19 protein-coding genes are annotated in these 19641 nt (G+C 59.6%); 8 read left to right on the forward strand and 11 right to left on the reverse strand.

Going from position 1 to position 19641, the window contains the following annotated elements; all coding sequences use genetic code 11:
* Nucleotides 1-144: 144 nt before the first annotated feature.
* The 4 genes from ACCD02_RS19825 to ACCD02_RS19840 form a co-directional block, all read right to left on the reverse strand.
* On the reverse strand, nt 145-2160 hold the full coding sequence (locus tag ACCD02_RS19825) for a putative bifunctional diguanylate cyclase/phosphodiesterase (protein WP_413305441.1): 2016 nt from the start codon (nt 2158-2160) through the stop codon (nt 145-147).
* A 346-nt stretch (nt 2161-2506) separates the two neighbouring features.
* Nucleotides 2507-3103, reverse strand: a complete 597-nt coding sequence (locus tag ACCD02_RS19830; RefSeq protein WP_413305374.1) for a superoxide dismutase — start codon at nt 3101-3103, stop codon at nt 2507-2509.
* A gap of 372 nt (nt 3104-3475) precedes the next feature.
* Nucleotides 3476-4078 carry a LysE/ArgO family amino acid transporter gene (locus tag ACCD02_RS19835; protein ID WP_413305377.1) on the reverse strand — a complete coding sequence of 201 codons (603 nt, stop codon included), beginning with the start codon at nt 4076-4078 and terminating at the stop codon, nt 3476-3478.
* 25 nt (nt 4079-4103) lie between these two features.
* Entirely contained in the window at nt 4104-4502 is a 399-nt protein-coding gene (locus tag ACCD02_RS19840) for an ACT domain-containing protein (protein ID WP_413305381.1), read from the reverse strand.
* A 95-nt stretch (nt 4503-4597) separates the two neighbouring features.
* On the opposite strand from ACCD02_RS19840, the gene ACCD02_RS19845 reads away from it, so the two are divergent.
* The 3 genes from ACCD02_RS19845 to ACCD02_RS19855 all read left to right on the forward strand — a co-directional run bounded on the left by ACCD02_RS19845 (nt 4598) and on the right by ACCD02_RS19855 (nt 7629).
* A complete protein-coding gene (locus tag ACCD02_RS19845; protein WP_413305383.1) occupies nt 4598-5497 on the forward strand; it encodes a LysR family transcriptional regulator ArgP in 900 nt (299 codons plus the stop codon).
* Between the two features lie 182 nt (nt 5498-5679).
* Nucleotides 5680-6672, forward strand: a complete 993-nt coding sequence (locus ACCD02_RS19850; RefSeq protein ID WP_413305386.1) for an NAD-dependent epimerase/dehydratase family protein — start codon at nt 5680-5682, stop codon at nt 6670-6672.
* 81 nt (nt 6673-6753) lie between these two features.
* Complete coding sequence (locus ACCD02_RS19855; RefSeq protein ID WP_413305389.1) at nt 6754-7629, forward strand: ATPase; 876 nt, start codon at nt 6754-6756, stop codon at nt 7627-7629.
* A 241-nt stretch (nt 7630-7870) separates the two neighbouring features.
* On the opposite strand, the gene ACCD02_RS19860 is transcribed toward ACCD02_RS19855, so the two are convergent.
* Genes ACCD02_RS19860 through ACCD02_RS19870 form a run of 3 tightly spaced genes read right to left on the reverse strand, consistent with a single transcriptional unit; the run spans nt 7871 to nt 10443 of the window.
* On the reverse strand, nt 7871-8920 hold the full coding sequence (locus ACCD02_RS19860) for an alkene reductase (protein ID WP_413305391.1): 1050 nt from the start codon (nt 8918-8920) through the stop codon (nt 7871-7873).
* Between the two features lie 22 nt (nt 8921-8942).
* Complete coding sequence (locus tag ACCD02_RS19865; RefSeq protein WP_413305394.1) at nt 8943-10109, reverse strand: MFS transporter; 1167 nt, start codon at nt 10107-10109, stop codon at nt 8943-8945.
* 19 nt (nt 10110-10128) lie between these two features.
* On the reverse strand, nt 10129-10443 hold the full coding sequence (locus tag ACCD02_RS19870) for an ArsR/SmtB family transcription factor (RefSeq protein ID WP_413305396.1): 315 nt from the start codon (nt 10441-10443) through the stop codon (nt 10129-10131).
* A gap of 161 nt (nt 10444-10604) precedes the next feature.
* Between ACCD02_RS19870 and ACCD02_RS19875 the strand changes: the two genes are divergently transcribed.
* Nucleotides 10605-11207 carry an ACP phosphodiesterase gene (locus ACCD02_RS19875; protein ID WP_413305398.1) on the forward strand — a complete coding sequence of 201 codons (603 nt, stop codon included), beginning with the start codon at nt 10605-10607 and terminating at the stop codon, nt 11205-11207.
* On the opposite strand, the gene ACCD02_RS19880 is transcribed toward ACCD02_RS19875, so the two are convergent.
* Nucleotides 11162-11965 (reverse strand): lysophospholipid acyltransferase family protein, encoded by an 804-nt coding sequence (locus ACCD02_RS19880; RefSeq protein ID WP_413305400.1) that lies wholly within the window; start codon nt 11963-11965, stop codon nt 11162-11164. The two genes, ACCD02_RS19875 and ACCD02_RS19880, sit on opposite strands and share 46 nt — an antisense overlap.
* On the reverse strand, nt 11965-12720 hold the full coding sequence (gene olsB / locus ACCD02_RS19885; RefSeq protein WP_413305402.1) for an L-ornithine N(alpha)-acyltransferase: 756 nt from the start codon (nt 12718-12720) through the stop codon (nt 11965-11967). Before olsB ends, ACCD02_RS19880 begins: the two co-directional genes overlap by 1 nt.
* Nucleotides 12721-13160: 440 nt before the next feature.
* On the opposite strand from olsB, the gene ACCD02_RS19890 reads away from it, so the two are divergent.
* The 3 genes from ACCD02_RS19890 to ACCD02_RS19900 all read left to right on the forward strand — a co-directional run bounded on the left by ACCD02_RS19890 (nt 13161) and on the right by ACCD02_RS19900 (nt 15994).
* Complete coding sequence (locus ACCD02_RS19890) at nt 13161-14270, forward strand: serine hydrolase domain-containing protein (protein WP_413305405.1); 1110 nt, start codon at nt 13161-13163, stop codon at nt 14268-14270.
* On the forward strand, nt 14267-14605 hold the full coding sequence (locus ACCD02_RS19895; protein WP_413305408.1) for an amidase: 339 nt from the start codon (nt 14267-14269) through the stop codon (nt 14603-14605). Before ACCD02_RS19890 ends, ACCD02_RS19895 begins: the two co-directional genes overlap by 4 nt.
* A gap of 231 nt (nt 14606-14836) precedes the next feature.
* Complete coding sequence (locus ACCD02_RS19900) at nt 14837-15994, forward strand: phospholipase D-like domain-containing protein (RefSeq protein ID WP_413305410.1); 1158 nt, start codon at nt 14837-14839, stop codon at nt 15992-15994.
* A 4-nt stretch (nt 15995-15998) separates the two neighbouring features.
* Here ACCD02_RS19900 and ACCD02_RS19905 read toward each other — a convergent pair whose 3' ends face one another.
* Nucleotides 15999-16208: a DUF6124 family protein gene (locus ACCD02_RS19905; RefSeq protein WP_413305412.1), complete on the reverse strand. Its 210-nt coding sequence runs from the start codon at nt 16206-16208 to the stop codon at nt 15999-16001.
* Nucleotides 16209-17086: 878 nt separating this feature from the next.
* On the opposite strand from ACCD02_RS19905, the gene ACCD02_RS19910 reads away from it, so the two are divergent.
* Complete coding sequence (locus ACCD02_RS19910) at nt 17087-17671, forward strand: DJ-1/PfpI family protein (RefSeq protein ID WP_413305415.1); 585 nt, start codon at nt 17087-17089, stop codon at nt 17669-17671.
* Nucleotides 17672-18003: 332 nt separating this feature from the next.
* Here ACCD02_RS19910 and ACCD02_RS19915 read toward each other — a convergent pair.
* On the reverse strand, nt 18004-19641 hold a 1638-nt coding region (locus ACCD02_RS19915), incomplete at its 5' end, for an RHS repeat domain-containing protein (RefSeq protein WP_413305418.1).

Here is a 19641-nt window from a genome sequence, read left to right on the forward strand (position 1 = left end):
TTCAGGTGGTGCAAACCTTGTGGGAGCGGATTTATCCGCGAAGAGGGACTTACGGACGATACAAATGCGTCGAGTGTAGTGGCCTCTTCGCGAATGAATTCGCTCCCACAGAATTCGCTCCCACAATGTGTTCGCAAACCCTGTCTACAGGATCGCGGCGTTGGTCCGTTGCGCCTGTTTCAGGTACGCCAGCAGTTCACGGGCAGGCAAAGGCTTGCTGTAGAAGTAGCCCTGACCTTCGTGGCAGCCCTCGGCGATGATGTAGTTTTCCTGCTCAATGGTCTCCACGCCCTCGGCGATGACCTGCATGCCCAGGCTTTTGCCCAGTTGGATAATGGCGCGCACGATGGTGGCGTCATCGTCGTCGTCCATCAGATCCTGCACGAAGCTCTTGTCGATCTTGATCTTGTCCAGCGGCAGGCTTTTGAGATAGCTCAGGGACGAGTAGCCGGTGCCGAAGTCATCGATGGCGATCAGTGCACCGGAGCGGCGCAGGCTGAGCAGATGCTGGGCCGCGGTGCTGATGTCTTCCATCAGGCCGGTTTCGGTCACTTCCAGTTCAAGGCTGCGTGGGGGCAGGCGGTAGATCTGCAATAGGTTATTCACTACCCGTGGCAGTTCGGAGTGGTGCAACTGCACCGTGGACAGGTTGACCGCCATGCGCAGGTCGCTGAAGCCCTGATCGTGCCATTCACGCAGTTGGCGGCAGGCCTGGTCCAGCACCCACTCGCCGATGGCGATGATAGTGCCGTTCTGTTCCGCCAGGGGGATGAAAAGGTCCGGGGGGACCAGACCGTGTTCCGGATGCTGCCAGCGAATCAGTGCTTCAACCCCGACGACGCGATGATCGCGATAGCTGACCTGAGGTTGATAGACCAGATACAACTGGTTGCGGGGCATGGCTTCGCGCAGGTCTTTTTCCAGTTCGCGGCGGCGGCGCATTTCGCTGTCGACGCTGGCGATATAGAACTGATACCGATTGCGCGAGCGCGACTTGGCCAGGGTCATGGTCTGTTCGGCTTTTTGCAGCAGCTTCTCGGTACTGTCGCCGTCTTCGGGGAACAGGGTGATACCGATGGTCGCGCGCAGGCGGATTTCCTGCTGATCCAGGGCGAACGGTGCTTCCAGATCATCGAGGATATTCTGCGCCAGCTCGGCAGCTTCGTACGGTTGTTCGATATCGGCCTGGACCAGCGCGAACTGGTCGCCGCCCAGTCGTGCCAAGGCACCGAGACGGCCGCTGTGACCGCGCAGGCGATCGGCCAGGGCCAGCAGCAATTGGTCGCCGGTCTGATAGCTGAACTGCTCGTTGATGCCCTTGAAGTCATCCAGGCCGACACAGATCACCGCGACCCGACGTTGCAGGCGCCCGGCATCAACCAGAATCTTGTCCAGTTGCTGTTGCAACTGCTGACGATTGGGCAGGCCGGTGAGGAAGTCGTACTGGGCCATGCGCAGCAGGCTGTTTTCCGCTTCGTGGCGCAGATGGGTGTTGCGTTCGATGGACGCCAGCAATTGGTTGGCCGTGCTCACCCAGATACCCAGTTCGTTTTTCTCGTGGCCTTCAAGCACCGGTAACTGATGTTCGCTGGGACGATCCGGGTTGATATTGGTCAGGTGCTCGATGATTTTCGACAGGGGCTTGGTCAGCAGCCAGTGATAGACCAGGTACAGCACCAGACCCATGGCCAGGGCGCGCAGCACACCGGCAACGAAAATGATGAAGGAATTGATGATGAAGCCTTCGCCGTACGTGGCGGTGTCGAGGGTAATGCGCAGGTCACCGTAATACTCACTGTAGGGGCTGCGGCCTACCAGCTGGGTGGTGAAGCTACGTTCCTGGCCGAGGATCAGGTCGGTCAGCCAGCGGGTCGAGGACGTCTTGAGGGCCCGTTCCTTTTCCGCCAGCAAGGTTTCATTGGGGTGGCCGATGGAGGCCATGCGCACGGCGTCGTCCTGGAACAGACCTTCGATCACCTGCATGCCCATTTCGCGGTCAAGGCTGTATACCGCTTGCGTGGAAGGGTCACGGAACATGTCAAGGATGCGCTCGGCATCGCTGGCCACGGCCTGACGAGTCTTGTATGCGTCGAACACGATTTGCGCACAGCTGAGAACGACACCGACGATCAGCGCCGAAAGCAATACCACGCGCAACATCTTCACAGACAAGCTGTTCTTGAGTTCCAGCTTCAAATGGCTATTCCTTCAATCCGTGCTGGGAGCGTGTGACCCTTTTACACCTTACTTCAGAACAGCAAGAACCGGACCCGAACACGCGCGTATCGCCCTATGACCGCATGCCGATGCCGATTTTTTGCTCGCCGCCCTTGGGCCAGGGTCAGGCTATTGCCGTTGTATCGGATAGTACAGCCGTGAACTTGAGCAATTTTTAATAAAAGCAAGTGGGTGATATTAGTCTGCTATCGCCTTCTGACAATACCCAAAGTATGACCGCCAGGCGAAAAAAAACCCGGCAAGCCGGGTTTTTTGTCTGGAGCGTCGATCAAGCGGTGAAGGTTTTGCCTTCGAACTGCTCGGCAACGAACTTCCAGTTAACCAGGTTCCAGAACGCTTCAACGTATTTTGGACGCAGGTTACGGTAGTCGATGTAGTAGGCGTGTTCCCAGACATCGCAGGTCAGCAGCGGAGTGTCGCCGCCGGTCAGCGGGTTGCCTGCGCCGATGGTGCTGGCCAGGGCCAGGGAACCGTCAGCCTTTTTCACCAGCCAGCCCCAACCGGAACCGAAGGTACCGATGGACGTCTTGCTGAACTCTTCCTTGAACTTGTCGAAGGAGCCGAAGGCTGCATTGATTGCATCAGCCAGGGCGCCAGTCGGCTGGCCACCGGCGTTTGGTGCCAGGCAGTTCCAGTAGAAGGTGTGGTTCCAGACCTGAGCGGCGTTGTTGAAGATACCGCCCGAAGAAGTCTTGACGATTTCTTCCAGAGTCTTGCCTTCGAACTCGGTGCCAGGCACCAGGTTGTTCAGGTTCACGACGTAGGTGTTGTGGTGCTTGTCGTGGTGATACTCCAGGGTTTCCTTGGAGATGTGCGGAGCCAATGCATCGTGCGCGTATGGCAGCGGCGGCAGTTCAAAAGCCATGGTAATTCTCCTAATCAGGTCAGTTGCGGTGAGCGCAAGGCCGATCACGGGCGGCCAGACAGAACATGCGCCGGGGAGTTTGTACTCTTTGCGGCGCAGACCCGGGATCATAGCACCGGCCCTGCCTGTTAACCACGCAACAACTGTGTGGGATAGAGGTTCCAGAGCCTTTGCGCCGGTTGTCGGAGGATCCTGGCTGCGCGGCTGAGTCCTGTAGGGGGCAATTGCTGCGTCCCTGCCATCGCACCTTGGCACAGCAAACATGATCTGTAGGAGCTGCCGAAGGCTGCGAAGGCAATGTATCAGGCAGACCCATTCGCAACCTTCGGCAGCTCTTACGGAAATTTCATATATTTCATTTGGTTATGAATTCTAGGCGCTGCGAATCAGCTGCAAAGCGACACTGAACATCATCACCGCGACCAACAGATCCAACAGACGCCAGGTGGCCGGGCGTGACAGCCAGGGCGCCAGCCAGGCGGCGCCGATCGCCAGGGCCGAGAACCATAGCAGCGAAGCGCTCGCGGCACCGACCACATAGGCGCCGGGCACAGTCTGCTGGGCGCCGAGGGAGCCGATCAGCAGCACCGTGTCCAGGTAGACGTGGGGGTTGAGCAAGGTCACAGCCAAGGCGCTGAGCAGCACGGCCCGACGCGAACGCAGCCCGGTACTTTCGCCCTGTTGCAGGCTCTGCCGGGAGCAGGCGCGGCGCAGCGCCTGAATGCCGTACCAGAGCAGAAACACCACGCCGCCCCAGCGCGCCACCGCCAGCAGGGTCGGGTTATGGGCCAGCACATTGGCCAGGCCGAAGACCCCGGCGGCGACCAGAATGGCATCGCAGGCAATGCACAACATCGCCACCGGCAAGTGATGCTCGCGGCGCAGGCTCTGGGCCAGAACAAAGGCATTCTGAGTGCCAATGGCCATGATCAGTCCGGCGGCGACCAGCAGGCCGTTGAGGTAGCTTTGCCACATGGTGATAACTCCAATTGAACCGGGATCAGGCCTGGGCGGCGAGCAGCTGCAATACAGCCAGGGCTTTTTGGGCGTCGTCTTTGGCAACGAACAGATGGTCGTGGTAGTAGCCGGCGATCACATTGCAGCTGATTCCGGCACTCCCCAGCGCCGTGGCGAAAGCGGCAGTCAGGCCAACGGCGGCCAGGGAAGAGTGCACGGTCAGGGTGATCCATGCGGCGACATACTCGAAGCTCAGGCCCAGGTCCTGTGCCTGCTGGCGTTCGATAATCACCGTCAGCCCCTCGCGCTCACGGAAGCTGCCCAGCACCTCGGCGGCCTTGAGCAACGAAGCGTCGGCGAGGGTGCAAAACACATAGTCGCCGTCGTTCAGTTCCGGGCTCATGCTGCGCAGCAGCGTGCTCAATGAGGTTTCGCCGGTCATCGCCGTTCCTTGTCTGCAAAGGTTGATATGGCGATTGTGAGGGCTGACGTTGTATAAGAAAAAGCAATGTTGCTGATTGCCCATTAGGAAAACTGATGTTCGACTATAAATTGCTCTCCGCCCTCGCGGCAGTCGTCGAGCAGGCCGGGTTCGAGCGCGCGGCTCAGGTGCTTGGCTTGTCGCAATCGGCGGTGTCTCAGCGCATCAAGCTGCTGGAGGCGCGCATCGGCCAGCCGGTGCTAGTCAGGGCGACGCCGCCGAGCCCGACGGATATTGGCCGCCGGCTGCTCAACCATGTGCAGCAGGTGCGCCTGCTGGAACGCGATCTGCTCAGTCAGGTGCCCGCACTGGACGAGGAGGGCGCGCCGGAACGTCTGCGTATCGCCCTCAATGCTGACAGCCTGGCAACCTGGTGGGTTGGCGCCGTGGGGGATTTCTGCGCCGAGCATCACCTGCTGCTGGACCTGGTGGTGGAGGATCAGGACGTCGGCCTCAAGCGCATGCGCGCCGGTGAAGTTGCTGCCTGCCTGTGTGGCAGTGAGCGCCCGGTAGCCGGAGCACGCAGCCAGTTGCTCGGTGCGATGCGCTATCGTGCGCTGGCCAGCCCCGCCTTTGTCGCCCGCTACTTTGCACAGGGCGTCAGCGTCGAAACACTGGCCCGGGCTCCGGCGCTGGTTTACGGGCCGGACGATTTTCTCCAGCATCGTTACCTGGCCTCCCTGGGCAGCGAAGGCAGTTTCGAACATCACCTGTGCCCTTCGTCCGAAGGTTTCATCCGTATGGCCGAGGCCGGACTGGGCTGGGGACTGGTGCCGGAGTTGCAAGTGCGCGAGCAGTTGCGGCGCGGCACGTTGGTTGAGTTGCTGGACGGGCGAGTCATCGATGTGCCGTTGTACTGGCATCATTGGCGCAATGGCGGGCAGTTGCTGACCCGTCTGACCGAGCATTTGGCGCGCAAGGCGGGGCAATGGTTGGTGCCGTTGGGGCAGGGCTGAGCGTCTCTCTTCAGCCAATGCAAATAATGTGTTCGTGGGGGCCGATTTGTGGGAGCGAATTCATTCGCGAAAACGGTATGCCAGGCGCCGACTATCTATCGAATGCGCCAATCTCTTCGCGAATGAATTCGCTCCCACAGGTTTGTTCACCTCGTCAGAAATACGATTCTACGGAGCGGTAAATGAAGATTCTGGTCACCGGCGCAAGCGGCTTTATTGGCGGGCGCTTTGCGCGTTTCGCCCTGGAGCAGGGCCTGACTGTAAGGGTCAACGGGCGGCGAGCCGAGAGCGTCGAACATCTGGTGCGCCGAGGCGCCGAATTCATTCCAGGCGACCTGACAGATGCCGGGCTGGTTCGCGAGCTGTGCCATGACGTCGAAGCCGTGGTGCACTGCGCTGGAGCTGTGGGTGTCTGGGGACGCAAGCAGGACTTTATGCTGGGCAATGTGCAGGTCACCGAAAACATTGTCGAAGGCTGTTTGAAACAACGGGTGCGACGGCTGGTCCATTTGTCATCGCCATCAATCTATTTCGATGGCCATTCGCACCTGAACATCAAGGAAGACCAGGTCCCGCGGCGGTTTCACAACCACTATGCCGCGACCAAGTATCTTGCCGAGCAGAAGGTGTTCGGTGCCATGGAGTTCGGCCTGGAAGTGATCGCCCTGCGCCCGCGTTTCGTGACCGGTGCCGGCGACACCAGCATTTTCCCGAGATTGCTCAACATGCAGCGCAAGAAGCGTCTGTCTATTGTGGGCAATGGCTTGAATAAAGTGGATTTCACTAGCATGCAGAACCTCAACGAGGCCATGCTCAGCAGCTTGCTGGCCATGGGTTCGGCGTTGGGCAAGGCCTATAACATCAGCAACGGTACGCCGGTGCCGTTGTGGGATGCGGTGAATTACGTGATGCGGCGCATGCAAGTGCCACAGGTAACGCGTTACCGTTCCTATGGCCTGGCCTACGGCGCTGCTGCTCTCAACGAGGCAGCGTGCATGCTTTGGCCGGGGCGCCCGGAGCCGACCTTGTCGCGCCTGGGCATGCAGGTCATGAGCAAGGACTTCACTCTGGATATCAGCCGCGCCCGGCACTATCTGGAGTACGAGCCCAAGGTCAGCCTGTGGACGGCGCTGGATGAGTTCTGTGCCTGGTGGCAGGCGCAACAGCCGCAGTGAATGCCGTGGCGGGCACTGGTTATACTTCGAAGCTTTGGTTTGTCGGGCTTCGCTTTTACGGTTTTTTTTGAAGGGCTATTCATGCGCAACGATCCCTACGACGACGTCGATGACGTTCCGAGCCTCACCGCCAAAGATGACGATGACGATTTCGAGCTGTCGTCCGGCGCCCGTGAGCGCACTACCGTTTATTCGCGTACCTCGCCCGTGGTCAAGGTCAAGGCGCCGAGCACCGGCCCGCTGTGGGCATTGATCGGCGCGCTGACCATTGCATTCTGCGGCCTGGGTTGGTGGAGCTTCCAGCAGATCACCCTGATGGGCCAGCAACTGGTGGCGACTCAGGAAAGCTTCGCGCGGATCAGCGAAGAAGCGGCGGGGCGCCTGCAGGATATCTCCGGCAAAGTGGTGGCGACCGAGTCGGTGGTCAGTGAAGGCGAGGCCCTGCGCCAGCGCATCAAGCTGATCGAAGACCAGTTGGCCGATCAGGACAAGCAGCAGGAAGGCAGCTCCGGGCAGAAAGCCGATCTGGAAAAACGTTTGGCCTTGCTCACTGAGCAAAATGCACAGCAACAGGCCACCAGTGCGCAACTGCAGGAAGACCTGAAAAACGTGGTACTGGAAATGACCACCCTCAAGTCAGCCATGCCCAACGTGCAGGCCGCTCTGCCGGACGTGAAAAACATTCAGGCCAGTCAGGACCGTCTCGATAGCCAGCTCAAGGCTTTGAGCGCCGATATCGCCGCCTTGAAAAAGAATAATTCCAGCCAGGCCATCGACCGCATCGAGCAGGAACTGGTTGCGCTCAAAAGCGAGCAGGATCGTGCGCCAGCGGCATCGGCCAGCAGCGGCCCGAGCACGGCAGAGTTCGATGCCTATCGTGCCCAGGTGACGCGCAATATCAACACCCTCAACAGCCAGATCCAGAACCTGGCGCAGCAGGTCAATGCGCAGCGTTGATCATTGATGGTGCGGGATGTGTGAGATCTAATGTTGCAAGAGTGAATTCTGTGGAGGCGAATTCTGTGGGAGCGAATTCATTCGCGAATGCGGTATTCCAGCCCAAGAAGATGCATTGGATTCACTGGCCTCTTCGCGAATGAATTCGCTCCCACAATGGCTCCTGCATGTTGCGCCGTGCAATACCCTGCGCAAAACGAAAACACCCCGCCGCAGCGGGGTGTTTTCATTTCAACAACCGTTACAGCGTCGGATAGTCGAGGTAACCCTCAGCCCCCTTGCCGTAGAAGGTTTCCGGCACCGGTGCATTGAGCGGCGCATCGGCGGCCAGGCGTGCTGGCAGGTCCGGATTGGCAATGAACGGCACGCCGAAGGCCACCGCATCGGCCTTGCCCGATTGCAGCCAGGCATTGGCGCTGTCCTTGGTGAACTTCTCGTTGGCGATGAAGGCGCCGCCGAAGGCTTTCTTCAGGATCGGCCCGATGCTGTCATCGGCCTCGCGCTCACGGGCACAGATAAACGCGATACCGCGCTTGCCCAACTCGCTGGCGACATAGCTGAAGGTCTCGGTCAGGTTGTCGTCGCCCATGTCGTGGGCGTCGGCACGCGGTGCCAGGTGCATGCCGACCCGGCCCGCGCCCCAGACTTCCACCACCGCGTCAGTCACTTCCAGCATCAGCCGTGCCCGGTTTTCCAGGGAACCGCCATAGGCGTCGGTGCGCTGATTGGTCTTGCTTTGCAGGAACTGGTCGAGCAGGTAGCCGTTGGCACCGTGGATTTCCACGCCATCAAAGCCGGCCGCCTTGGCGTTTTCCGCGCCATTGCGATAGGCGTCGACGATATCGGCGATTTCTTCCAGTTCCAGAGCACGCGGCGTCGGGTACTCAGCCAGCGGGCGCACCAGGCTGACGTGACCGGCCGGCTTGACCGCGCTCGGTGCGACCGGCGCTTCGCCATTTAGATACGACGGGTGCGAGACCCGGCCCACGTGCCACAGTTGCAGGACGATCTTGCCGCCTGCTTCGTGCACGGCCTTGGTGATATTGCTCCAGCCACGCACCTGGGCGGCGGACCAGATGCCGGGGGTGTCCGGGTAGCCGACGCCCATGGGCGTGACCGAGGTGGCTTCACTGATGATCAGGCCGGCCGAGGCGCGTTGTACGTAGTACTCGGCCATCATCGCGTTGGGCACACGGCCCTCGTCGGCGCGGCAGCGGGTCAGCGGCGCCATGACGATGCGGTTGGCCAGTTGCAGGTCGCCCAGGGTGATCGGGTCAAAGATAGTGGTCATGGTAAAACCCTCTTGAAATTGATCAGTTGATAGCGGGAGCCAGCTCGGGATTGACGGTCTGGCGGAAAGTAATCAGGGTCACCAGCAGGGTCAGCACTGCCAGTACCGCAGCGGCCAAAGGCACGCTGGTCAGGCCCAGTCCATGAGCGATCACGCTGCCGCCAATCCAGGCGCCAAGAGCGTTACCGACGTTGAAGGCGCCGATATTCAGGGTCGAAATCAGATTGGGTGCCGCCTTGCCGAAAGTCATCACGTTGACTTGCAATGCGGGCACAGCAGCGAAACAGGCGACAGCCCAGAGCAGCAGGGTGACCTCGGTGGGGATCAACGCCACGCTGGTCCAGCTGAGAATCGCCGAGATCACCGCCATCACCAGGAACACCCCGAGCAAGGTGCGTTGCACATTTCGATCAGCCAGCTTGCCGCCGATGACATTGCCCAGGGTCAGGCCGACGCCGATCAGCAGCAGGGTCCAGGTCACGCCCCGTGGCGATACGTCGGTGACTTCGCCGAGCAGCGGTGCCACATAGGTGAACAGGGCGAATACCGAGGCCGAGAACAGTACGGTCATGCTCAGCGACAGCCAGATCCCGGCACCTTTAAGGGCGCCCAGTTCGGCGCGCATGTCGAGTTTTTCCTCGTCATGCTTGAAGGGTAAAAAGCGCATCAGGCCGATCAGGGCCAGTACACCAATGACCGTCACTGCCCAGAAGGTCGAGCGCCAGCCGGCTTCCTGACCCAGTGCAGTGCCCAGGGGCACTCCCAGCACGTTGGCCAGCGTCAGGCCGGTGAACATCATCGCCACTGCCGATGCCCGGCGGTTGGGCGCGACCAGATTGGCCGCCACCACCGAACCGATGCCGAAGAAGGCGCCGTGACACAGCGCGGTGACGACCCGGGCGATCATCAGCATGGTGTAGCCGGTGGACAGGGCGCAGAGCATGTTGCCGACGATGAAAATCACCATCAGCCAGACCAGAGCGGCCTTGCGCGGCAGTTTGGCGGTAGCCAGGGCCATGATCGGTGCGCCGATGGCCACGCCCAGGGCATAGCCGGTCACCAGCCAGCCGGCACCTGGAATCGACACGCCAAGGTCAGCCGCGACATTGGGCAACAGGCCCATGATCACGAATTCCGTCGTGCCGATAGCGAAAGCGCTCAGCGCGAGCACCAGTAGTGAAAGAGGCAAGATGCATCTCCTTGAAGAGTCAGAGCGGTGGGCTGAGCTCCAGCACCAGGGCGTCGACGAAGGCCTTGATGGTCTCTTCGTTGCGGCTGAAAAAATGCCATTGGCCGATTTTCTTGCTGGTGATCAGGCCCGCGCGTTGCAGGGTTGCCAGGTGGGCCGACACGGTGGACTGGGACAGCCCGGCGCGTTGGTCGATCTGCCCGGCGCACACGCCATGGCCGACCGAGTGTTCTTGATCGGGAAAGCAAGTCAAAGGGTCCTTTAGCCACACCAGGATGTCGCGGCGGACAGGGTGGGCCAGGGCTTTTATTATTTCGTCGAGGTCGATAGGCATGGAGAGCTCAGGTGTATAGCGCTATATCGCGATGGAGCGAACCTTATATCGATATTTCGCGATATACAAATATGAATGGGTGCTAAGCCCCGTATAAATCGCTATATCGGGTTATATCGATATACAGGTCGCGCGCCGCAAAACGGCGTAGGCTAGGCATCATGAACTACCTCGCACACCTCCATCTTGGCGGCGACAAACCCGCGCAATTGCTTGGCAGCCTGTACGGCGATTTCGTCAAAGGGCCGCTGGCCGGGCGTTTTCCCAGTGATCTGCAGGCGGCCATCCAATTGCACCGCAGCATCGATTCGTTCACCGACAGTCACCCGCTGGTCAAACAGTCCCTGAACCGTTTCTCCGCGGAACGTCGGCGCTATGCCGGCATCGTGCTCGATGTGTTTTTCGATCATTGCCTGGCCCGGGACTGGACCCGTTACGCTGACGTGCCTCTGCACAGCTTCACGCGCAGGGTCTACGGCGTGCTCGCCGCCCAAGCGCAATTGCCGGGGCACCTGGCCGTAATCGCGCCACGCATGGCGGCACAGGACTGGCTGGGTTCATATCGGGAGTTCGAGATTGTCGGCGACGTGATCAGGGGTATTTCCCGGCGCCTGTCAAAACCACAAGGGTTGATCGACGCCGCGCAGGAACTGCCCGACCTCTACCAACCCTTGAGTGACGACTTCGCCGAGTTCTATCCGTTGTTGCAGGATTTTGCTCAGGCGGCCCTGGCGGCCGTTGAGGCTGGCGAACGCGACGTCTGAGGCGCTTGCGCGGGTTCGCCGAACAGGGCCATCTGCACCGCCTGCTGGGCCTGGAAAGCCAGTGCAGCGCGCTCCTGACCGGCAGTGGCAATCGGCGTCAGCAACTGGATGTGCACGTCGCCCTGCTCATTGGCGAACAGGCGCTTTAGATGCGACAGCAAATCGTCATCACCAATGAACGGCGCGATGGGGTCAGGCTTGCCGTCACGGGTGTACTTGATCGCCACCGGCTGCAACATCACACCGGCCTCGATGGCACTGGACAGCAGACGACCGTGGAAAGTGCGCAGGGCGCGGCCATCGGTGGTGGTGCCTTCCGGGAAAATCAGCAGATCGGTGTCCTGTTGCAGGTGATTGCACATCTGCTTTTGCAACAGGCGGCTGTCACCCGAACCGCGACGAATGAACAGCGTACCGGCCTTCAAAGCCAGCCAGCCGGCAATTGGCCAGGTGCGCACTTCGGCCTTGGACAGGAATGACAGCGGCGCCAGCATGCCCAGCAAGGGAATGTCGGTCCATGACACATGGTTGCTCAGCCACAGCATCGGCTGGCCCGGCAGGCTGCCGCTGACCGTCACGCGAAAGGGCAGGGCGTTGGTCAGGCGCGCCATGAACCAACGGCTCCAGCGCTGGCGCCGGGCCATGGAATTGCCGATGCGCAGGCGCTCCATCACGGCGAACACCCCGGCAATCGTCAGGCCCAGGGCGATGACCAGCAACACCCTGGCAACTCGCGCATAGCCGCGCACCCGACTCATTACACGGCTGCCTTGAAGTGACGGGCGTAGCGCGGGCACAGCTCGTCGCGTTTGAGCAGGATGAACACATCGGCAACCTGGAAGTCTTCGTCCCAGCACGGCTCGCCGCAGATCTTCGCGCCCAGGCGCATATAGGCCTTGAGCAGGGGCGGCATTTCGCAGATCACGTTGTTGGGCAGGGCCATGGTCGGCAGTGGGTTCTTCGGTTCGGCGCGCAGGTGTTCGGTGCTCAGGTAGCGTTCACGCAGGCGCTGCATGATGGCGTGGGCCTGAATGCCGCCGTCCTGCATCGGAATACTGGCGCAGCCCATCAGGTAGCTGTAGCCGCCTTCGTTGAGCACTTCAGCCAGCTCGCTCCAGAGCACGGCGATGGTGCCGCCGTTGCGGTAGGCCGGGTCGACACAGGTGCGGCCCAGTTCCAGGATCGGGCCTTGCAGATGGCCGAGGCCATGCAGGCTGAATTCTTCTTCGCTGTAGAAACGGCCCAGGGTACTGGCTGCCTTGTGATCAAGCAGGCGAGTGGTGGCGACCAGTTGGCCGGTGCTCAGGTCACGCACGCCGATGTGCATGCAATGTACGTCGTAATCGTCGATATCCAGACCCAGTTCGGCGCCCTTGAGCTTGGCGTTGAATTCGCCGCTGAATACGCTGAAACGCAGGGCTTGTGCTTCTTCCAAGGCGCTGCTGCCGATCAGGCGTTCGGCCTGCAGGCGGCGTTCGGTACTGGTGTCACGAATGCGGGCGATCCGGGTCATGCGAGTCTCCGTAAGCCAGCCATGCAATGGGCCGGTCGACTGATTATTCAAGCGCGTTGCTGTACAGATGCAGGCTAGGTAGACCCCGTGTCATGGCCGTGAAACTTTGGTGATGGTTATGTGACGCCGTTACATGAGCGACGAAAGGCACATTGTCACGATTGCCTGCTAGGGTTTCGGGATGTGTTTGCTGTGGGTGAGCGAGGGCGTGAATCCGCAGGAGCAATCTGTAGGAAACTCTGTGGAAGTGGATCAGTGAGAGCGAATCTGTAGGAGCGAATCTGTGGGAGCGAATTCATTCGCGAAGAGGCAGGCACGTCTGCTCGATATCTTTATCGCCTGGAATACCGCTTTCGCGAATGAATTCGCTCCCACAGGGTTCGCCCCATCAAAGTTTCATTAATCAGTCGGCTATGCGGTGTTTGAAAAAAGGTGGCTACATGCGTGCTCGCTTGCTTCGTTTTTGCCTGGCCTTCTCCATCGGCATCAGCGCCGCTGCGACCTTCGCCGCCGACACCTGGCCCGGTACCGACTGGAACTCCGCGCCGGTCACTGCCACCCCGGCAATCAAAGCCCTCGAGGACTACGCCTTCCCGCCTCGCGACGACAACACCCGCAAGGGCGTACGCAGCGACGCGCTGCTGGTGATCCGCGACGGCCAGATCATCTACGAACACTACGCCGCGCCCACCACCGCCCAGACTCCGCACCTGACCTGGTCGGTCAGCAAAAGCATCATGGCCACCGTGATGGGCGTAGCCTTTGGCGAGAAGCGCTTTGAACTGCTCGATTCAGTGGCAAAGTTCTACCCGCCCCTGGCCAGCCATTCCGATATCCGCTTCGAAGACCTGATGCACTGGGCCTCGGGCCTGGACTGGCAGGAAGACTACGAATACGCACCGCTCAATTCATCGGTAGTGGCCATGCTCTACACCCGTGGCCACGACGACATGGCGCGCTTCACCGCAGATCATGGCGTATTCGCCAAGCCGGGCACGGTGTTCCGCTATTCCAGTGGCGACAGCAACCTGCTCGCGGCTTCGCTGAAAAAGATCGTCGGCGAACAGGCTTATGGCGACTACCCCTGGACCGCGCTGTTCGAGCCACTGGGCATTCGCAGTGCGGTGTGGGAACGCGATGCGAGCGGTACTTTTGTCGGTTCGTCCTATGCCTATATGACCGCCCGGGACCTGGCCCGCATCGGCCTGCTGATGCAGCGCATCGGGCAGTGGCAGGGGCGCCAGCTGGTGCCCAAGAGCTGGGTCTACTTCAACCTCACGCCCTTTGCCGGGCGCGGGATCAAGTCCGCCGAAGAAATCCCCGGCGGCCAGTGGTGGCTGAACAAATCCCAGGACGGCTCGCGCGGCCCCTGGCCTTCCGCCCCCGCTGACACCTTTGCCGCGTTGGGCCATTGGGGCCAGGCGCTGTACGTGATCCCCAGTGCCGGCCTGGTCATCGTGCGTTATGGCGATGACCGCGACGCCAGCTTCGTCCACGACCGCCTGCTGCAACTGGCCCTGGCAGCGTTCTCTGGGGAGGCGCGGCCATGAGTGAACAACGAGCCTTTGTCGTGCGTCGTCCTGTTGTCAGTCTGTTGATGCTGCTGGTGCTGTTCCTCGCCGCGCTGCTCTGGCACAACCGCGTGGCCCTCAACGCCTTCCCCCATATCATCAGCGCCTATACCGCCAAGGAGTACTGCTCCTGCCGCTATGTCATGGGCAACCCGGCCGAGTATTGTCAGGGCTACGTGAAACAGTACGTGCCGGCCAGCCTGATCGATGAGCCGCAGACCAAAAGCGTCAGCGCCGAAGGCATGGGCGAAAGCGCCACGGCACTGTGGCGCGGGCCGCGCCAGGGGTGTGTGCTGGAGCCTGATGGGCTGTAGGGGAACCGAGGGCAAAGGTGGGACCGGCTTTAGCCGGGAAGGCGTCATTTCTGCTCAATGAAATGTATCGACAGTACCCCCGTCTTCCCGGCTGAAGCCGGTCCCACAAAAGCGGGCTGCATACGAACCCAAGCGTTTGCCAGCGGTCAGACGCACAGCTAAGGTAGCTCGCCTTGGCCCTCTCCGGAGTTTGCATGTACCCGATCTCTCTGCTTTGCGTGACCTTCTGATATGGGCGCAGCGATTTTCCCGTGGCGCGGTGATAACCAGTTCCAGCTGTTGGTAGATGGCCCGGCGTTCTTTCCGCGCATGATCGCGGCCATCGATGCGGCGCAGCAGCAGGTCGAACTGGAGCTGTATCTGGTCGAGGCCGGGGCCTGCGCCGAGGCGGTGGTACGGGCGCTGGTGGATGCTGCGCAACGGGGCGTGATCGTGCGCTGTCTGTTCGATGATTTCGGCGCCCAGGCCTTCACCCTGCGCCTGCGCAGACGCCTGGCCGATGCCGGGGTGATCCTGCGTTTCTACAACGCCATCCACTGGCGCCGGGGTATCCGCAACTTCTACCGCGACCATCGCAAGCTGTTGTTGGTGGATAAACGCCTGGCCGTGGTCGGCGGTACCGGGGTCACCGACGAGTTCTGGACGCCGGACGAGCCCGTGAGTGAATGGCATGAGGTCATGGTGGAAATCACCGGGCCGCTGGTGATCGACTGGCAGGCCCTGTTCGACCGCCAGTTCCACGCCAACCCGCGCCGCACGGCCTGGCGCCCCAATGAGAATTTCGGGCTGCCGCGTCTGCCCAGGCCACCGACGGCCGGGACGGGACAGGGCCGTGTGGCCTACGCTGATGCGCGGCAGCATCGTGACATTCTGCAATCCCTGGTTCGCGCCCTGAACAGCGGCAAACAGCGCGTCTGGCTGGCAACGCCGTATTTCCTGCCGACCTGGAAAGTCCGCCGCTCGCTGCGCCGGGCCGCGTCACGGGGGATCGATGTACGCCTGCTGCTCACCGGGCCGCGTACCGATCACCCGTCGGTGCGTTACGCCGGGCACCGCTACTACCCGCGACTGCTTCGCGCAGGCGTAAAAATCTTCGAATACCAACCCTGTTTTTTGCATTTGAAAATGGTCCTGATCGACGACTGGGTCAGCATCGGCTCGTGCAACTTCGATCACTGGAACCTGCGCTTCAACCTGGAAGCCAACCTCGAAGCCCTCGACCCGGCCCTGACTCGCGACGTGGTCGCCAGTTTCGAGAAAGACTTTGCCGTCAGCCGGGAAATCACCCTCGACGCCTGGAAAGCCCGGCCCCTGTGGAGCCGGGTCAAACAGCGCCTGTGGGGCTGGATCGACCGCCTGGTGGTGAACCTGCTCGACCGGCGCAACTGAGGTTTTAGCCTCGCTCCACCGAGTGATCGACAAAGGCTTTGGTCATGGTCGCCAGATGCAGCGCCGAGCAGTTCAGCGCACGACTGGTTTGCAGGTCACTGTCGCAGGATTCGTGGGTGAGGGTGATCAGGCAGCGCACCAGGTCCGAGGCGTAATTGAGGGCCTGTTCCTGGGTGACGTTGGGGTTGATGGTGAAGAGGGGGGTATCGGTCATATGTGTACTTCCAATTCATTGGTGATCAGCCGCCTTCGCATCGCTACCAAACGATGAGGGTGGCGGCCGTACGCAAGTTGGTAGACCGGTGAACTGGCAAAGCCGGCGCGTCCGAAGACGCCGAGCGTACGGCCACCATAGGTGGCGCATCACGCCATAGTTCACTCAGGTCTACCAAACCTGATCGCTGATTTTGCAGCGACCGGCGCAGCCTAGAGACCTGAATGGCGAGGCGCAATAGGCCGGGATCTTCTCAGAAATTTCCTTCAAATTGAAAGGGATACGTCCTGCAAATACGTTCCAAGGGGTGACCACAGACCCATGTGGGACCGGCTAAAGCCAGTCCCACAACAATCATATTAAGTCAGTGGCTCAGGCCGTGTTCGATAAGGCGCCGGGGTTATTCGCGAAAGGATCAGATACGACGCTAACTCCGGGCCCGGCCAACAGGCATCGAACTTGCCTGTGAAAGTATGGATCGATATTGCAAATTCAGGTCATATGCCGCGTGTACCAAACTATCTGCATTTTCGGATGACATAACTGCCGAAATCCGTGGATGACGATTGAACGCGGCACACCGTCAGGCCACGAGGATCGGTGGCTGCAAGCGTCGGGGTGTGGGCATGAAGGGGCATGTTTATCGGCCCGGACTTGTTGTTCGGCACATCCTTTGAGTTTAGGTCGCAATATTTCGTCGATTTGACCGAGCGTCGAATACACCGGCGCTTTCGCAGGCGAGCCCGCTCCTGCTGCTCGCACCAATGCAGTGAGTACGTTCGCATCGGATAACTTAACGGCCGTTGTAGTACTAGGCTGTTACCCAGCTCTTTCGCCTTGAGCCCATACTCATTTCACACACACCCGAAAGGAGACTTTTGATGGCTGCCAAGAAAATTCTGATGCTGGTTGGGGATTACGTCGAAGACTATGAAGTCATGGTGCCTTTCCAGGCCCTGCAGATGGTCGGGCACACCGTCCACGGCGTCTGCCCCGGCAAATCTGCGGGCCAGACCATACGTACCGCGATTCACGACTTCGAAGGCGATCAGACCTACAGCGAAAAACCGGGGCATAACTTCGCCCTCAACTTCGACTTCACCAAGGTCAAGGTCGAAGACTACGACGCCCTGCTGATCCCCGGCGGGCGTGCGCCGGAATACCTGCGCTTGAACGAAACCATCCTTGAATGGGTAAGAGCTTTCGACAAGGCCGGTAAGCCCATCGCCGCCGTCTGCCACGGCGCACAGTTGCTGGCAGCCGCTGGCGTACTGGAAGGGCGTGAATGCAGTGCTTACCCGGCCTGTGGTCCTGAGGTGAAACTGGCCGGCGGCACCTTCATGGATATCGACGTGACGGCGGCTCACACCCAGGGCAATCTGGTTACCGCCCCGGCATGGCCTGCGCATCCAGCGTGGCTGGCGGGGTTTCTGAAGTTGCTGGGGACTGAAATCAGTCTCTGAGCACAGGAGCATGTTGCCGCGAATTTTGTAGGAGCAAATTTTGTGGGAGCGAATTCATTCGCGAAAGCAGTATTTCAGACGATACACATGCGTCGGATGTACTGGCCTATTCGCGAATCAGTTCGCTTCCATCAAACACGACGCAAATAACTGAATTGAAATGAGATTTGCAGGAGCCGGCTTGCTGGCGATGACGTCAGGACAGTCACTGACGCCGTGACAGTTCTCACCGTTAAATGGTTTTTATGAAAAGTAGCCAGGCTCGACAGCATAACTCCCATCAATTGATTGAGGAGCGAACCCTACGAGCACGTCATGGATAGATGTATGTATCAATCGTTTTTTCTTCGTGGCGAGGGAGGTGATGTCAGCTCAAGCAAGGCTGGCGTCACTGAAAACCTTGATCGAGAAGTGTCCGGGTTGACAGGAGCCACGTGCAATCTTGAAGTCTGTTGTTGAGGGGAGACCGGTGTCACGGAAAACCTGGAACCTGCGATTTCCACGGGCGGGACTCTGTCTGAGGGAGTTGGCGCGTCGGCAGCGGTGAGTGCTTCAGGTTGTACCTTGATATGTATGTCCAGATCTGTTGAGCCAGAGGTTATGGCTTGTACCTCAATGGCTATTAATTGAAATGTATTTAAAAAGCGGCGGGTGCTTTTGCCAACCTGGGTGTTGGTGAAAAACTCCTCCATCTTTTCTTTAGGGAAGATCTTTTGCCCCTTAGCTACTTTTATAACACCCTCATTTTGAATGGTGCCTCTTATGATGAGTGAAGGTAATGCTCCTTCAAATTTGTATTCTTTAGCCATTTGCATATATTGCGCTACTGCAACATGATCGGCATGAATATCTGGGGTCTCCGTGATGCGTTTGTAATTTTTATTGAATACCCACTCGGGAGGAGTGAACTCATTAATGAACTCATCTTTTTCTCCTTTAAACTTTCTCTCGGATGATATATTGCTCCCCCATATGTGATGGCTGTAGTGTTTTTCTATAAAATCGAACTGTTCGGCATGCTCATGTCGGAATGCCTCCAGTCGACTCATCAGGCTTTCATCCTGATAAAATTTATTTCCTGCGCTATCAAAATTTATAGTAATTGCTCCCTGATCGTCGTACAGGCTGATTGGCCTGTTGTGCACAAAAATATACCTGTTCAATCCATCTGCATCCCCTGCCGGATCCGGATTGATCCACCTCTGCAACCACGGCGCGTAATACCTGAACCCATAGTAATAAAGCCCGGTGGCATCACGCTCTTTGCCCGAATAGCGGACGGTTTTGTACTTGGCCTCGGTTGCATCCCGCGCTGCCCACCAGGCCGTACCGCCGAAGGGGTAATAACTTTCCTGACTGATCAGACCACCCTGATGGTCCAGTTCCAAGGTGCTTGAGCCCAAGTGGTCAGTGAGGCTGTAGCGCAGTTGGTTGTTGGTAAGCTCCGCAGGAGGTTGGGTTTGCCAATGCAAAACCCGCACGCTATTGCGACCGGCTTGAACGGTGATGACATGCAGGACTTCACCCTCGGCGCTGCTACGAATTTCCAGCCCCGGCAGGTAACGTACTTCATCGATCAGCGTGCGGTTACGGCTTTGCGCACTGCGGATTTTGCGGCAGCGCTGGCCGCCGCCATCGTAGACATAGCGCTCAATGTCGTCAGGCTCGTCATCACGTTTGACGGCAGTGACTTCGCGCAGTTGGTTGCGCGCATCCCAGCGCAAATCCTGCCCGCGTACCAATTGCTGGAGATTGCCGTTGGCATCGAAACCGGCCTCAAAATCCACATCCACTTCATCCTCCGGCAAGCTTCGATTGCTGTCCGGGGCGACGAGCATGGTGCGGGTAAAGGTTTGCGCGCCGACATGGCGCATCTGCAGCAGGTTGCCCGCGGCATCGTAGTCGTAGCTTTGCGTGTAGTTGGCGATCTGGTTCGGATCAGGCGGCAGGTTTTGCAAATCGGGCAGGGC

Source organism: Pseudomonas sp. Pseusp88 (assembly GCF_047303955.1).
GTDB lineage: Bacteria > Pseudomonadota > Gammaproteobacteria > Pseudomonadales > Pseudomonadaceae > Aquipseudomonas.

Excerpts from the sequence above, each read along its gene's own strand:
- ACCD02_RS19880 (WP_413305400.1), bottom strand. The coding sequence starts at position 11,965 with ATGAGTCGGGTGCGCGGCTATGCGCGAGTTGCCAGGGTGTTGCTGGTC.
- ACCD02_RS19850 (WP_413305386.1), top strand. The coding sequence starts at position 5,680 with ATGAAGATTCTGGTCACCGGCGCAAGCGGCTTTATTGGCGGGCGCTTT.
- olsB (WP_413305402.1), bottom strand. The coding sequence starts at position 12,720 with ATGACCCGGATCGCCCGCATTCGTGACACCAGTACCGAACGCCGCCTG.
- ACCD02_RS19870 (WP_413305396.1), bottom strand. The coding sequence starts at position 10,443 with ATGCCTATCGACCTCGACGAAATAATAAAAGCCCTGGCCCACCCTGTC.
- ACCD02_RS19905 (WP_413305412.1), bottom strand. The coding sequence starts at position 16,208 with ATGACCGATACCCCCCTCTTCACCATCAACCCCAACGTCACCCAGGAA.
- ACCD02_RS19835 (WP_413305377.1), bottom strand. The coding sequence starts at position 4,078 with ATGTGGCAAAGCTACCTCAACGGCCTGCTGGTCGCCGCCGGACTGATC.
- ACCD02_RS19875 (WP_413305398.1), top strand. The coding sequence starts at position 10,605 with ATGAACTACCTCGCACACCTCCATCTTGGCGGCGACAAACCCGCGCAA.
- ACCD02_RS19895 (WP_413305408.1), top strand. The coding sequence starts at position 14,267 with ATGAGTGAACAACGAGCCTTTGTCGTGCGTCGTCCTGTTGTCAGTCTG.
- ACCD02_RS19900 (WP_413305410.1), top strand. The coding sequence starts at position 14,837 with ATGGGCGCAGCGATTTTCCCGTGGCGCGGTGATAACCAGTTCCAGCTG.
- ACCD02_RS19840 (WP_413305381.1), bottom strand. The coding sequence starts at position 4,502 with ATGACCGGCGAAACCTCATTGAGCACGCTGCTGCGCAGCATGAGCCCG.
- ACCD02_RS19890 (WP_413305405.1), top strand. The coding sequence starts at position 13,161 with ATGCGTGCTCGCTTGCTTCGTTTTTGCCTGGCCTTCTCCATCGGCATC.
- ACCD02_RS19860 (WP_413305391.1), bottom strand. The coding sequence starts at position 8,920 with ATGACCACTATCTTTGACCCGATCACCCTGGGCGACCTGCAACTGGCC.
- ACCD02_RS19825 (WP_413305441.1), bottom strand. The coding sequence starts at position 2,160 with ATGTTGCGCGTGGTATTGCTTTCGGCGCTGATCGTCGGTGTCGTTCTC.
- ACCD02_RS19845 (WP_413305383.1), top strand. The coding sequence starts at position 4,598 with ATGTTCGACTATAAATTGCTCTCCGCCCTCGCGGCAGTCGTCGAGCAG.
- ACCD02_RS19830 (WP_413305374.1), bottom strand. The coding sequence starts at position 3,103 with ATGGCTTTTGAACTGCCGCCGCTGCCATACGCGCACGATGCATTGGCT.
- ACCD02_RS19855 (WP_413305389.1), top strand. The coding sequence starts at position 6,754 with ATGCGCAACGATCCCTACGACGACGTCGATGACGTTCCGAGCCTCACC.